The organism is Ancylomarina sp. (assembly GCF_041555295.1).
Taxonomy (GTDB): Bacteria; Bacteroidota; Bacteroidia; order Bacteroidales; family Marinifilaceae; genus Ancylomarina.
Genome location: NZ_JBFFKR010000079.1, coordinates 1 through 13,211, shown reverse-complemented (window position 1 = coordinate 13,211; position 13,211 = coordinate 1). Strand labels below are relative to the sequence as shown.

Below are 13,211 nucleotides of genomic sequence, written 5' to 3'. Positions count from 1 at the left end.
ATCAGATACGGTCTGATCATCCTTTGTCAACATAAATATAAAATCTACACTCATCTTTCTCTCTAATCGTTTGTTGTTTTGTATTTGAAAAACAAAAGTAGCATTTTATTGAATGCTACTTAATTTATTTTTCTCAACAAAGGAAAATTTGATTCTTTATTTTGGGAAAATATCCACCGTCTGTACAGACGCGATTAATCGCGTCTGTAACACACACAAATTCTCCTCCTTAAAAAGTAGGAGTGCTTGAGGCACGAAGGCGAGATGGTTCTTTTCATCTTTCAATGTAAAACACTATTGCACTTTTTTTACTGCTTCAATTTTAGCTGTACGTGCTTTATGCTTCTCCACATCCCAAATTAGTTTCCAATTGCTTACATATTCGGCAAGTTTTCCAAGACCGACTTCTGCACGTCTTTTGTCCACATTTTCAGGATCGATTAAGGGAGCCACATACATTTCGCCTGTTTCTTTATCTGAATGTATTTGGCTACCGTAGATTTGTCTTTTTCCTTGTCGTAAGGCTACTCTATCTTCCAATAGGGCTAGATTACTTGCTCTAGCATTCCCTTTTTTAACGGCCTCATGCATCATAGGTAGATATTTCACTTGAGTTTCAAGATCAGAATGTTGAATGACCAGAAAGAGAGTCATATTTCCCTGCCCTCCAATCACATTAGAACCTAACCAGCCTCTTTCATCTAGAATCTTTTCTACTTTGACAAGATTAATGGAATCCTTCTCTAGGATAATTTTCCAATGGGCTTTTAACTCATCCGATTGCCTACCAAACTTCTCAGTAATCTTACGAAGCTCACCTCTGCACTTTTGATCTTTATCGTGTATGGAATCTAACTTAACCATCAAAGGCTTATCGAAGTCTTTTTCTGCCTCATCCTTATTTACCTTTACGATGGCAAGCAGTTCTTCCCAACGTTCGTCTTGATGCAGGATATTCAAATCAGTATCAATACTGATATGACCATACTTGTTATACTTAGCTCTGCTCTTTGCAAGTCGGAAAAGATGAGAAAAAGAAGATTCAACATCTTTAGCTAATGCATAAGAACAGGCAGCATTATATCTATCAGAAGAAGAAGATGCTTTACCATCAATCAAGTCGAAGGCCTCTTTGTACTTATCTGCAGAATTCTGAAATTCGTTTAAATCGTAAAGCTTCTCTGCTTGCTTGGTGCACGCAGCATACTTTTCATGATTTTGTCCAAAACAGATTGTTGTAGTCAATAATAGGATTAGGATGCTTAGTCTCATTTCGTATTTAATTCTTAGTAGTTAGTGTCTGGTTAAATTTTTTCACTCCACTCTCAATACACATTTTGGCTCTTTCCCGGAATGTTATTTCACTTTCAAATAGGGTGTTGCCACCAATATCTTCTCCAATACTTTTCCATCTCCCATTATGCTTGTAAAAATACCACATGCCATCAAAATCGTCATAAAAGTCATTTAGAACACCCAACAATTTATCTCCATACAAGAAGGTGTTTTTAACCTTTAGATTTAAAACCTTATTCCTTTCAGCTTCACTGATCCCCTCCTTGTTTAATCGTACCTTTTTCATCTCAGACACAAATGCATATAAGGGATCCGCTTTATCGGTCATATCTAACAAATCCTTTAATTTCTTATTGACCGATACGGAGGTAAATTCGTTCTTAGCAAGTGCATTGGGCTTAAGCAGGTATTTTGATTCTATTTTCCTTGCCTGTACCCTATCATTTTCCATCTTCACCATATAGGAATTATGCAAATCACTCTGACTAATGAACTCAACTGCCTTCCCATTTTTGAAAAGAATACCAGCACGGTCGTCACAAGCATAACCACATGCCATTTTCTTATCCTTTATCATTTGGTGATACAGGGTCTTCTTTTCTTCTTTGGCATAGTGAGGACAATGACTATAGGGCAAAAAAGCCAAACCTTCAACCACCGATAGGTTCACAGGACGTGAGTCACTAATGCCCGATTGAAACCAACAGATAGAACCGGCAGATCCACCTGCAAGGATAATTCCCTTCTTAAGGGCTTGTTTCATAATCCGATCAATGCCTTGGGCTTTCCAAATGGCCAACATGTTTAAGGTGTTACCACCACCCACAACTATTGCATCCATAGCCAGCAACTGTTCTTCGAATGATAGATTGGCTTCATCAGAAGCCACCCATACTTTTAGCACATGAGGCTCAATATTCAACTTTTCACAATAGGACTGCCACAGTTTAATATTACTCTCGTTATCGGCACTGGCAGTAGGCACAAAGCAGATTTTGGGATCTTCCTTTTGGGTCAGTTCCGCGACATAACGTGTGAATTTCAGATTCATATTACCACCATAAACAAAAATCGCCTGATCGGGGGCTTCTGTATCTTTAGGATTTTGTGAGAATGTTATCTGACAAATGCATGCCAGTAAAATAAATAAGAGGAATTTCTTCATTTGTTTGGGTTGAAATATTTTTTAGGTTTTTCTTTACTTTTTTCACGTCTAAATAGACTCCGTCGAATTCCGCTTTGCTCCAGCTCCCTACCCCTAAATCCCATGAATGGGACTTTTCCAAAACCGTACCAATAAGCCCCTTTAGTGGTTTCGGCTAGTAGTCTGTATCAATGTGTTTTACTAATTCTACCTTATTTTTTAGTTTTCCGTACCGAATACTGACCTAAATAGTAGAATATTAAAATAGGGATAAACATGAACTTGGCTGATTTTTCAAGCAAGCCGAACTCATTGAGCGTCGTTAATAAAATAGCAATCAGAAGGATGACTATAATATCAAAAGTTCTTTTTTTCATTTGAGGTGTTTTATTTTAACGGTTCGTATAAGAATAGTAGCCGATTGCGTGCTTCATTCCTGTCAAGATACACAAAAGTTGGAGCGGGCTACAACATCTGATTTTACTACAGTCGCGGCTATTATTTTTATACATTGTTATAAGCTTTCATTAATTTCATCTTTTATTTCATTCAACCACAAAAGAAGATTTTCACTTGCATCAAGAATGTTAGTTGCTTCGCTATCATCTAATTCTATATCACCACCGTGTGCTACAATATTTCTTTTTTCAAGCCAAAATGTTTTTATGAATTCAAAATATTCTGGACAAACTAGTGAGTAATCTACATTTAAGATGTGCTTTAAGAACTCGCTGATTAAACCAGGAATATACGTGCTACTAACTTTTTTGTGTGGTCTATGATTACGAACAAAAATTGCTCTATCAAATTCATCATCTGAATCAAGTTTTAATTGCAAACTTTTGAATAATTGATTAATCTTTATATCAATTGAATTTGCAAGATTTAAAACTACAGCTCTCTTGTTATTATTTGCAAATTCATATATTGCATCTAAAAATAAGCTTTTTGAGAAATCAAGTTTGTTTTCATTTACAACGTTCTCGATTGCTTCTTTCCAAATTTGAAGATTTACTGGTATTCCTTTGTTATACCTTACCACATTAATCAAATTAGAATGAATTTGGAAGTTATCTAAAATACCATTTGTTTTAATTTTACCTTCGATTGTCACTCCTTCAGTCATTAGTATTGGTTTTCCGAGCCAAAATTGCCCAGATAGATTTCTGAGTTGTCCAATGAAGTCACTTATGAACTTTGGTGTATCAAAACTAAATTTAGATACTGTTTCGAACCGTAATGTGTCAACGGGGGAATATTTAAAATGTTTGTCGGTAGCGTCATTCGACAATCTCATAAATGAAGCACCTTTCAGGCTGAAAACTTCATTAGCTTGAATATAGGTTCCAATGAATACCAAGTTTTCATCATAAACAGGATAAGGACAAACTCCCTTTGTTATGGGCAAATTGATTTTAGTCCCTTTTGAATTTTTATAGAATATAGGTTTGTAAGTAAAATCGTGATTGTAAGGGTACGTTTTATATGGAATATTTAATTTGACACGTTGTTTTTTATAGTCAAAATAAACTGCTTGATTTATTGATTTAGGGTCAATAATTAGGTTGTATGAAAAAGTATAAAAATGTGCGTGCTTATACATTCTTGCGTTTTTTTGGTTGCTTATAACTTGTTTAAAACAACCATATGGTTGTTATTTCTCATATATCATTTAAAAAGGCCTTGTTATCCTGCCATATTGGAGGGATAAGAACACCTTCAAGATTTGAATCTTAAAATTAAGAATTCTTACAAGTAAACAGTATTATAAACAGATGTAAAACCACAAGTCTATATAAAATAGAAAGACTCTACATAATAACTATACAGTCACAATCTATGGCATAAATTTCACTCCTCTCATTAGCAAGCTCTGTTTAATAAACCATTAGCACTTCTGAAAGATATATTGGCGCTACTGCAACAAATAGGAGTCCTGCTGGAAGAAATATCAGAGCTACTGAGAAAAATATCAGCACTACTATAAGACTGAGTAGTCCTGCTGGAAGAAATATCAGGGCTACTGAGAAAAATATCAGCGCTACTACAAGACTGAGGAGGACCTCCTCGAAGAAATATCAGAGCTACTGAGAAAAATATCAGCACTACTATAAGACTGAGTAGGCCTCCTCGAAGAAATATCAGAGCTACTTATAAAAATATCAGCGCTACTACAAGTTGCAGTAGTCCCCCTCAGTGATATATTAGCACGACAAAAGGACTCAGTAGGCCTACTATAAAATATATCAGCACTACTACAAGACTGAGGAAGACCTCCTCGAAGAAATATCAGGGCTACTGATAAAAATATCAGCGCTACTATTTCTTCGAGGAGGTTTTAAATTGGTGAATCAATCAAAACATTAATGAACAAAACGAGGAGGGTTTCCTATCCTATCAGAATCTTATAGGTACTAATGAAATAGAAATGTTTCTTAACTTTTTCTATAAAAAAAGAGGATGACCAATACTGATCATCCTCTTCTATATTTTTTATCTGTTTTGAATTACTTCCAGCGAGTCTCTCTCCAATCCTTTTGCTCTTCAGCGTCCAGGAATGTCCAAGCCACAATACGACTGGTTTTATTTCCTTGGCCCATAGGAATGGTCTCCACCTTTTCAGCACCAAGATCCTGCAGAATTTTGTTGACCAACTTTAAATTCGATTGCTTAGAAACAAGGCTCGAGAACCAAAAGCAGCTCTTACCAAACTTCTTACTCTCCGAAATCATCGTTTTCAAGAAGCGACCTTCGCCACCTTCGCACCACAATTCGTTTTGCTGTCCACCAAAATTTAATGTTGGTGTTTTTACTTTCTCCTCATTTAGGTTATTCACTTTACGTTTCGAAGCAGCAAGTGCATCTTCTGCTGAAGCATGGAATGGTGGGTTACAAACCGTCAGGTCGGCACGCTCTTCACGAGTAAACACACCGTAAAAATAATCCTTACTGCTAGGCTGTAGTCGGCACTCCACACCACCTTTAAGCGTTGGGTTCAATTCGATTATTTTATTAGCAGAAGCTAGAGCAATAGGATCAATATCGGTTCCAATAAAAGACCAGCCATATTCTGTACGTCCTATAATTGGATAGATGCAATTGGCTCCAATACCAATATCGAGACAGGTAATCTTCTCGCCTTTGGGCATTTCACCAAAATTGCTACTGCACAAAAGGTCTGCAATGTAGTGAATGTAATCAGCTCTACCAGGAATTGGTGGGCATAAGTAGTTCTCTGGAATATCCCATTCCTCCAAGCCATAATAATGCATCAACAAAGCCTTATTCAGCATTTTCACGGCCTTTGGATCTGCAAAATCAATAGATTGATCGTCGTACTTGTTCGGTATCACAAAAGGCTTTAAGTCAGGACATGACTTTAGTAATTCTTTGAAATCGTAACGCTCTCTATTCTTATTGCGAGGGTGTAATCTTGATTTTATCTTAGCGTGTTCTTTCTTATCTGGAAGCATAGCTTTATAATCTGTAATTTGAATAATCAATATTCGATCGGCTCAAATTAAGCCATCATCGATCTGCAAAAATACGACTATTTTAAGGATAATGACCACAAAGCTGCGATTCGATTTCTATGGATTGGGCGAATAGACCAATAAGACCTCCATATGATCTTCAGGAATCATCCAATGATTGGTATTAGGCGAAATTTTGCAGACCGAACCTTTCTTTACTTCTTCGCGATTATCTCCATCTACAATAATGCCTTGCCCTTCGGTTACGTAGCATATCTCCCAAAGGGGGTGTTTGTGCCCACTACCTTCTTTCTCGAATACAAGAATCTCACTTACAACCTGTCCATCTTTCTCAAACAAGGTCTCCATCGTTCCAAATGATGTCTTTCGTTTCATAGGCTACTTTAACAACTTAATTATATAATGATAAACTCGTATTTGTTTTTACCACAGAGAACGCAACGAACGCGAAGTTGATTTACATCTTGTACTTTTTTAACAAACTTAGCGATCTGCGTGTACTTCGCAGTTAATTGTTTTGAAATATATTCGCTCAAACCGCAGGCTTCTACTTTTATCCATTCAAAAAACTGTTCTTTATTTTAAACCACAGATTACACAAATTGACTTCGTCGAGCTCGCATGCTCGGTTTTCACAGATTACTGGGGTTCTATATTATTTGTTAAAATCATATAAATAGCCCCGAAGGTGGCTAAATTTAAGTAACCACATATAGAATAGGTGATTGTAATGCTGCAAAAACATTTTCCATGAAGGGGGAAAACAGTTAATCGAAAATAATTAACCCCTTTCAGGGATTTTCATTCTGATTACTATGTACCGTCCATTGCATGGACGGTTATTCAAGTATTACCCTTTCAGGGCTTTCCAACAAATTTTATTATGCAAAAAAAAACATCTACAAGTCTCAGCAAAAATAACTTAATAAGCTTATGAACAGGTCATGACAAAGCTTAATTACTTGCTCCACTCATCTTTCAAAAGAGCATAAATCACATCGTCATACCACTCACCATCAATCAAAACACTCTGTTTAAAATGTGCCTCTTTTCTAAAACCAAGTCTTTCAACCATCTTAATAGAAGCTTGATTTTGAGGGTCGATAGAACAAGTGATGCGTCGTTTATTCAAATCTTCAAAAAGATACTTAATAATGGCTTTTAAAGCCTCAGAGGCCAATCCTTTTCCCCGATGACTTTTTGCTAGCGTACAACCAATCTCAACCTGAAACTTATCTGTATCAAAAAAGTGAATGCCCAAATCGCCTACCAATTCACCATTATCTTTATTGATAATACCAAATTGAAACCAGGTATCATACTCATCGATTGTCTCAGCAACCTTAGAAATAAAAGTTTGAGCATCATCAATCGTTTTTGGAATCCAAGCTTGATATTGGTTCGTCACAGCATCTGAGCGGTATTTAAATATAGCTTCTGCATCCTCTCTACATACCCTCCTCAATACCAGTCTTTCGGCATCTATTTCTAATTTATTTTTCATCGATATCTGTTCTTTTCATGACAACAAAATATGACTTCATTTAATTCCAATATCTATCAAGGGGAATTTTACCAGTTAAATATGAGATGGATAAAAATAGTGATAATTCATCATATCAACATGCCTCAACTTTTAAATTAATCTAAATGAATTAATTGTAAAAAAGGATGTTCGTTTAGTAAAATTTCAAGTTTAAAAGCCTCTTTAAGAATAGGTCATGTTAATTTCGATTAAATAATTGAGTAATTATTTTGTATATTTATTAGAGGCTAAACACCTGGCATCTTGACAAATCACTTCAATCAAAACAAAATCTGCAGAATGAAAAAGAAGGAAACAAAGCGTTTTACCAGAAGAAGTTTGATTAAATACACCGGACTTCTTGGTCTGGGCTCAATACTTGGTGTTAAACTACTCTCGTGTACTTCTTCATCAAAACCCGAAGGGAAAATTATTAAAGTGATGACACCTGAAGGGAAACTCATGGAAGTAAATGAAGCCCATATGACCATAGCACATCCCCATCCTGCAAATGTAGAAGAATCCCGAAAAGGCATTCCTGGAAGAAAATTTGTAATGGTGGTCGATTTGGCCAAATGCAAAAATGCACGGGAATGTATCAGAGCCTGCGAACACCATCATAATTTAACGCCTGATCGCCCTTTTATTAAGGTGCTCGAAATCCAGGACAACCCCAGATCTGCTCCCTACTGGATGCCAAAAAAATGTTTTCAATGCGACAATCCTCCCTGTGTTAAAGTATGCCCCGTGGGAGCGACCTATAAACGATCGGATAATATTGTTCTTATAGATAATGAAAGGTGCATTGGTTGCAGGTTCTGTATGGCTGCATGTCCCTATTCTGCCCGCGTATTTAATTGGGGCAAGCCCAAACAAAGCCAAGAGGTTATGAACATGAAATATTCTCCTGAGACAAGTACGCCGAGCAAAATTGGGACTGTAGAAAAATGTGATTTCTGTCCTGATATGATCAGAGAAAAAAAACTCCCTCACTGTATTACAGCTTGTCCTAATGGGGTTCTGTATTTTGGTGATGCCAATGAAGATACCGTTACAAATGGGGAGGAAACAGTCCGTTTAAGTAAACTCCTTCGTGATAAAGCGGGTTACAGATATCTGGAGGAATTGGGCACAGAACCTAATGTTTATTACCTGCCTCCGGTTGACCGCTTATTCCCATTTAAAGATACAAAAGCCTAATATGACTAAAAATAACACGACACAGCAAGACATGAAGCAGCGTGATGAGCATGTGATAAAAAAGCTCCTAAGTACTGTTGGGCGCCCAAATCCTATTTTTAAGATTTGGATCATCGCACTTTTAATCATCATTTCCGTAGGTTGTTTTGCCTATTACCGACAACTCCGATTTGGTCTAATTGTCACATCCATGAGAGACTATACCTCATGGGGAATATATATATCAAATTTCGTATTCTTTGTTGCCGTCAGTCTGATAGGCTCGTTAGTTAGCTCTATTTTAAAACTGGCAAAAGTTAAATGGTCCTATCCCTTAACCCGGATTTCAGAAATAATCGCCGTTGCGGCAATCATTTGCGCAGCTGTTATTATTATTGTTGATATGGGGCGCCCTGACCGTTTTTTAAATGTCATTATCTATGGAAGGATACAATCTCCCATTATATGGGATGTATTGGTTATTATGACCTACCTTGTTATTAGTGTCCTTTTATTATATCTGCCTATGCTGCCAGATATTGCTCTCTGTCGCGACCGCTTGAAAAACATTTCAATATGGAGACAGAAAATGTACAAAATTCTGGCTCTTAACTGGCAAAATAAACCTGGACAATTGAGACGTTTAAAAAAGACCTCTACAATTCTCGAAATCATGGTGATTCCTGTGGCATTTGCCATCCATACCATCACGTCCTGGCTGTTTGCAACCACATGGCGCCCAGGATGGGATAGCACCAACTTAGGGCCCTATTTTGTTTCCGGAGCCTTTATGCTGGGAGCTGCTGTTATTATTATTGCCATGTTTTTTATTCGCAGATCGTTTAGGCTTGAAGATTTTATCACTAATGATCATTTCGACAAAATGGGTAAAATCCTCGTACTGCTGTCCTTGGTGTATTTGTATTTCAATATCAACGAGTATCTGGGGCCAGCCTTTAAAATGGTTGGTGTTGAAGGAGAACATATCACTGAACTCTTTAGTGGCGACTATGCTACAATGTACTGGCTGGTTCAGATTCCCGGACTCATGTTGCCCATTTTGGTTATGCTGTTTAAGCCTGGTCGCAAGCCATTTGTCATCATGATTGTTTCTTGTTTTGTTCTTATGGGTGCATGGTTTAAAAGATTTCTCATTGTTATTCCATCACTACAGCACCCTTACCTTCCCATTCAGGATGTGGATGAGTCGTATTTGCATTATTATCCAACCTGGGAAGAATGGGCTATTACCCTGGCTTCATTTGCAGGTGTCTTGCTCATCATTACCGTTCTGCTCAAACTATTTCCCATCATACCCATTCAGGAATATATCAATCATCAAGATAACGAAGAAGATCAATCTACTGACAAATGAAAAAAAATATCACCATAAGGCCAAATGACTTTTTACTCAGAGAACTCTTTTTAATGTTTTTTGTACTGAGTAGTTTTGCTGTTTTTTCTCAGAAGAAATCAGCAGAAATTCAATACAGGTTTATTGATGATGAATCAGATAAGCGAGTCGCTATTCAGGTTTTTCAACGAAATGGTTCAGATCTCAATCCTGTGGAAGAATTAGATGTCTTACTCTATGTTGAACGCTTATTTACGAATTTACCCGTTGGGGATCGATTCAATACAACTGATGAAAAGGGTTTGGTTGAAATTCAATTTCCTTCAGATCTGCCAGGTGACTCAATAGGTAATTTGAATCTCATTATAAAAATTGAAGATGCTGAAATTATAAGAGATACCAGCATATACACAAAGGTAAAATGGGGCATTCCCGTTCTATACGATAGATCAGAGGAGAAAAGGTCGCTTTGGGCTGCACGGGCAAATGCACCCCTGCCTTTATTAATCTTAGTCAACGCTTTATTATTAGGAGTATGGGGCATTATCTTCTACATCTGCTACGAGATGTATCTGATTAAAAAGGAGTAATCATTTAAAAATAAGAACTATGAATACAAGAACTTTAGTAATCGTACTAATTGGAGTCTCAACTTTATTTTTAATGGCTTTTATTAAACCATTTTCATCAAGTGAGAGCTGGGAAGTACCAGCAAAATATCAAAAAATGAAAAACCCCTATGTTGGAGACAAAGACTCAGGTAGAGTTGGTCAAACACTCTATGTGGTACATTGCAAATCATGCCATGGGAAGACAGGTATTGGAGACGGGACTAAAAGCAAATCATTGAAAACTGCAATACCTGATTTCACCAGCAAAGAGGTTCAATCTCAAACCGATGGAGAGCTCTATTACAAAACCATTTTTGGTCGGGATGAAATGCCTTCCTATGAAAAGAAAATAAGAGATGATGAAGACCGCTGGTTATTGGTTAATTACCTCAGAAAACTCAATAAATAAACCCTATAAAGAATTCCTGCAATAAGCCCTTAATGTCTTATTGCAGGAATTGCCTCACAACAACCATCTTTAATCACTAAATTTATTAATAGCTTGATATAATCATATCAGGAATAGACTTCTAAAAAATTAGCCTCAACCAAAGGCTGAGGCTAGTGAACAGATAGGTTTATGAAACATTAAACCCACTTTTGAAAAACAAACATATTAACTAAAAACTACTATGTACTAAAAAGAATATTTAAGATGAAGCTGAAAGCGTGTGCTTCCTACTTCTTTTGAATCACTAACCTGACCATTAACCTGTGTTGAACCATATGCCGCAGAAGTGTATAAAACTTGTGTTCCAATCATAAAACTACCCGAATAGATTTCCACACGAGGTCCAAATTGATACACATAGTCAATATCTGATCCTCGGCTGTAAAGGCCAACAAGACCTTCAGCATTCTTAGCCAGATCATCATCTGCTCCTAGATTTTTCGTATAGCCAGCAAACAAGCCATAGCGAACATTTCCTGTAGTGGTATACACATCAGACCATACAGACGAGGTTTTGATATTTGTATATTCATAATCGCCATTGGCTTTCACATTCTTTACGCCGTAACCTCCCAGCATGACAAAGTTGTACATGTTTTGACCATAGATGGTTTGCAAGTTCCAAGCTATTTTTGAGGTCTTTAAAGACATCCAGGCATTCATCTGATAGCTGGATAAAAGCTGATCAGTTTTTGCACCCATAGGATTAACAACCATAGGTTTTAAGAATTTATATCCCGCTGTCGCTCCCAGACTGAATCCCTTCGCCAAATCATACTTGACTTGAGCTGAAATTTCAGGAATGCTGGCTTGTTGGGCATACTTCACATTGGCACCTTCAGGACCGTTGCTTTTAAAATCCATTTCAGATAAAACGGCTAACATCGCATAGCCTTTATTACTTAATTTACGGGTATATCTAAACTGTGGCGCTCTTCCCAAAACATTAAAAGGCAAGCCACCTCCCCAATGCAACACTTTAGGGAAACAAGAGGTTACAAACATAGGATGCCAATACTTACCAACCAATAGTTCATCTTTCTCCCAATTTAATTTCACAAAAGCATGTCGCAGTCGGAATAAACCAATTTTATCATTTGAGGTCCCAACAAAATCACCTTGAATGGTTGCTGAACCTTTGGCTCCGAAGGCTTCAAAACCAGAAATACCGACACTCAATCGGGAGTGTATAGAAGTCATAAACAATTCCGATCTGTCATTGAGATCTGCACCATTGATATCAAGAGATTTTGGAGTTGGGTAAAGGATAACATCTCCCTCACGTGAATTCACTGTCTTTCTGGTATCCAATATGGCTTCAGCTGATACAAAACCACTCAGCTTAATTTTAATCTCTTCTTTTTTTTGCGCCAAACTGAACAAAGGAGCAAAAACGATTAATATCATCACAATCTTTTTCATCATCATATCTTTTATAAAAAACACTCAAGTTTGTTCGACAACCAAACTCAGGTGCTTTGGGGTTTTTATTGCAAGGGTTAAAACAAGGTTTTAAATGCACATAAAAACAGAAACTGATCCTTCTTTGAAAGCTAAGTCAAATAAAAATCCTTCGTTAAAATATCAGCTCTGTTTTATATGCATTTTCACAACAATCAATCATACACCTAAGACAGAATCTGAACGTCCTTAAAAGTTAAGTCAAATAAAAACCTTTTATTGGAGTCCGATTTGTCTTATGTATATGCTCACAACACCAGTAGCAGGACACCTCCTAACTACTCTCAAACTATTTCTTCAGCAAAACATTTTGCTTGAGTTACCCTATCAACCAGATAAATAATTGACTGATACGGAACACCGCCATTATTACTCAAACCAATTTCGCAAGTCCTGCTATTTGAATAGCCCGCAACAACTTTGCTTTCGTCCAATACAGGTCGCAACTTACGAAGGGCATATTTATTGATCTCCGGGAAATTGAACCCCCTATCCCCAGCAAAACCACAACAACCCACTTCACCAGGCATCACCACCTGTTGAGCACAAGCTTCAGCAACAGTTCTCAACTGAGGCGTTAATCCCATTTTTGTCGTTGTACAGGTTGCATGAATAGCAACAACCTCGTTCACCTTATCGAATGATAATTTATCCATTAAAAACTCATAAATAAATTCAACAGGTTCGTATAGCTTT

Annotated in this window: 12 protein-coding genes and 1 pseudogene; 4 read left to right on the top strand and 9 right to left on the bottom strand. The window is 37.0% G+C overall.

All coding sequences use genetic code 11. The annotated features are described in order from the left end of the window. Positions 1–294: 294 nt before the first annotated feature. From ABY905_RS07895 to ABY905_RS07865, 7 genes are all read right to left on the bottom strand, one after another. Positions 295–1,272: a DUF6624 domain-containing protein gene (locus ABY905_RS07895; protein ID WP_372642300.1), complete on the bottom strand. Its 978-nt coding sequence runs from the start codon at positions 1,270–1,272 to the stop codon at positions 295–297. 7 nt (positions 1,273–1,279) lie between these two features. Beyond that, positions 1,280–2,461, bottom strand: a complete 1,182-nt coding sequence (locus ABY905_RS07890) for a Type 1 glutamine amidotransferase-like domain-containing protein (protein ID WP_372642298.1) — start codon at positions 2,459–2,461, stop codon at positions 1,280–1,282. A 191-nt stretch (positions 2,462–2,652) separates the two neighbouring features. Next, positions 2,653–2,817: a hypothetical protein gene (locus ABY905_RS07885; protein WP_372642296.1), complete on the bottom strand. Its 165-nt coding sequence runs from the start codon at positions 2,815–2,817 to the stop codon at positions 2,653–2,655. 137 nt (positions 2,818–2,954) lie between these two features. Beyond that, positions 2,955–4,043 carry a hypothetical protein gene (locus ABY905_RS07880; RefSeq protein WP_372642294.1) on the bottom strand — a complete coding sequence of 363 codons (1,089 nt, stop codon included), beginning with the start codon at positions 4,041–4,043 and terminating at the stop codon, positions 2,955–2,957. Positions 4,044–4,947: 904 nt separating this feature from the next. After that, on the bottom strand, positions 4,948–5,913 hold the full coding sequence (gene rlmF / locus ABY905_RS07875) for a 23S rRNA (adenine(1618)-N(6))-methyltransferase RlmF (RefSeq protein ID WP_372642292.1): 966 nt from the start codon (positions 5,911–5,913) through the stop codon (positions 4,948–4,950). A gap of 117 nt (positions 5,914–6,030) precedes the next feature. Then, the gene (locus ABY905_RS07870) at positions 6,031–6,309 is read right to left on the bottom strand and encodes a cupin domain-containing protein (protein ID WP_372642290.1); all 279 of its coding nucleotides are present in this window, start codon (positions 6,307–6,309) and stop codon (positions 6,031–6,033) included. Between the two features lie 583 nt (positions 6,310–6,892). After that, positions 6,893–7,438 carry a GNAT family N-acetyltransferase gene (locus ABY905_RS07865; RefSeq protein WP_372642288.1) on the bottom strand — a complete coding sequence of 182 codons (546 nt, stop codon included), beginning with the start codon at positions 7,436–7,438 and terminating at the stop codon, positions 6,893–6,895. Between the two features lie 321 nt (positions 7,439–7,759). Between ABY905_RS07865 and ABY905_RS07860 the strand changes: the two genes are divergently transcribed. Genes ABY905_RS07860 through ABY905_RS07845 form a run of 4 tightly spaced genes read left to right on the top strand, consistent with a single transcriptional unit; the run spans position 7,760 to position 11,012 of the window. Beyond that, a complete protein-coding gene (locus ABY905_RS07860; RefSeq protein WP_372642286.1) occupies positions 7,760–8,659 on the top strand; it encodes a 4Fe-4S dicluster domain-containing protein in 900 nt (299 codons plus the stop codon). A 1-nt stretch (position 8,660) separates the two neighbouring features. Next, positions 8,661–10,013 (top strand): NrfD/PsrC family molybdoenzyme membrane anchor subunit, encoded by a 1,353-nt coding sequence (nrfD, locus tag ABY905_RS07855; protein ID WP_372642284.1) that lies wholly within the window; start codon positions 8,661–8,663, stop codon positions 10,011–10,013. Then, complete coding sequence (locus ABY905_RS07850) at positions 10,010–10,582, top strand: hypothetical protein (protein WP_372642282.1); 573 nt, start codon at positions 10,010–10,012, stop codon at positions 10,580–10,582. The genes nrfD and ABY905_RS07850 overlap by 4 nt, the downstream gene beginning before the upstream one ends. A 19-nt stretch (positions 10,583–10,601) precedes the next feature. Beyond that, entirely contained in the window at positions 10,602–11,012 is a 411-nt protein-coding gene (locus ABY905_RS07845) for a cytochrome c (protein ID WP_372642280.1), read from the top strand. Between the two features lie 228 nt (positions 11,013–11,240). On the opposite strand, the gene ABY905_RS07840 is transcribed toward ABY905_RS07845, so the two are convergent. Together ABY905_RS07840 and ABY905_RS07835 are read right to left on the bottom strand one after the other, a co-directional pair. After that, positions 11,241–12,476, bottom strand: coding sequence for a hypothetical protein (locus ABY905_RS07840; RefSeq protein ID WP_372642279.1), 1,236 nt, complete (start codon positions 12,474–12,476; stop codon positions 11,241–11,243). A 323-nt stretch (positions 12,477–12,799) separates the two neighbouring features. Further along, a pseudogene (locus tag ABY905_RS07835) lies at positions 12,800–13,211 on the bottom strand (4Fe-4S ferredoxin); the annotation flags it as partial.

Excerpts from the sequence above, each read along its gene's own strand:
- ABY905_RS07895 (WP_372642300.1), bottom strand. The coding sequence starts at position 1,272 with ATGAGACTAAGCATCCTAATCCTATTATTGACTACAACAATCTGTTTT.
- ABY905_RS07890 (WP_372642298.1), bottom strand. The coding sequence starts at position 2,461 with ATGAAGAAATTCCTCTTATTTATTTTACTGGCATGCATTTGTCAGATA.
- ABY905_RS07885 (WP_372642296.1), bottom strand. The coding sequence starts at position 2,817 with ATGAAAAAAAGAACTTTTGATATTATAGTCATCCTTCTGATTGCTATT.
- ABY905_RS07880 (WP_372642294.1), bottom strand. The coding sequence starts at position 4,043 with ATGTATAAGCACGCACATTTTTATACTTTTTCATACAACCTAATTATT.
- rlmF (WP_372642292.1), bottom strand. The coding sequence starts at position 5,913 with ATGCTTCCAGATAAGAAAGAACACGCTAAGATAAAATCAAGATTACAC.
- ABY905_RS07870 (WP_372642290.1), bottom strand. The coding sequence starts at position 6,309 with ATGAAACGAAAGACATCATTTGGAACGATGGAGACCTTGTTTGAGAAA.
- ABY905_RS07865 (WP_372642288.1), bottom strand. The coding sequence starts at position 7,438 with ATGAAAAATAAATTAGAAATAGATGCCGAAAGACTGGTATTGAGGAGG.
- ABY905_RS07860 (WP_372642286.1), top strand. The coding sequence starts at position 7,760 with ATGAAAAAGAAGGAAACAAAGCGTTTTACCAGAAGAAGTTTGATTAAA.
- nrfD (WP_372642284.1), top strand. The coding sequence starts at position 8,661 with ATGACTAAAAATAACACGACACAGCAAGACATGAAGCAGCGTGATGAG.
- ABY905_RS07850 (WP_372642282.1), top strand. The coding sequence starts at position 10,010 with ATGAAAAAAAATATCACCATAAGGCCAAATGACTTTTTACTCAGAGAA.
- ABY905_RS07845 (WP_372642280.1), top strand. The coding sequence starts at position 10,602 with ATGAATACAAGAACTTTAGTAATCGTACTAATTGGAGTCTCAACTTTA.
- ABY905_RS07840 (WP_372642279.1), bottom strand. The coding sequence starts at position 12,476 with ATGAAAAAGATTGTGATGATATTAATCGTTTTTGCTCCTTTGTTCAGT.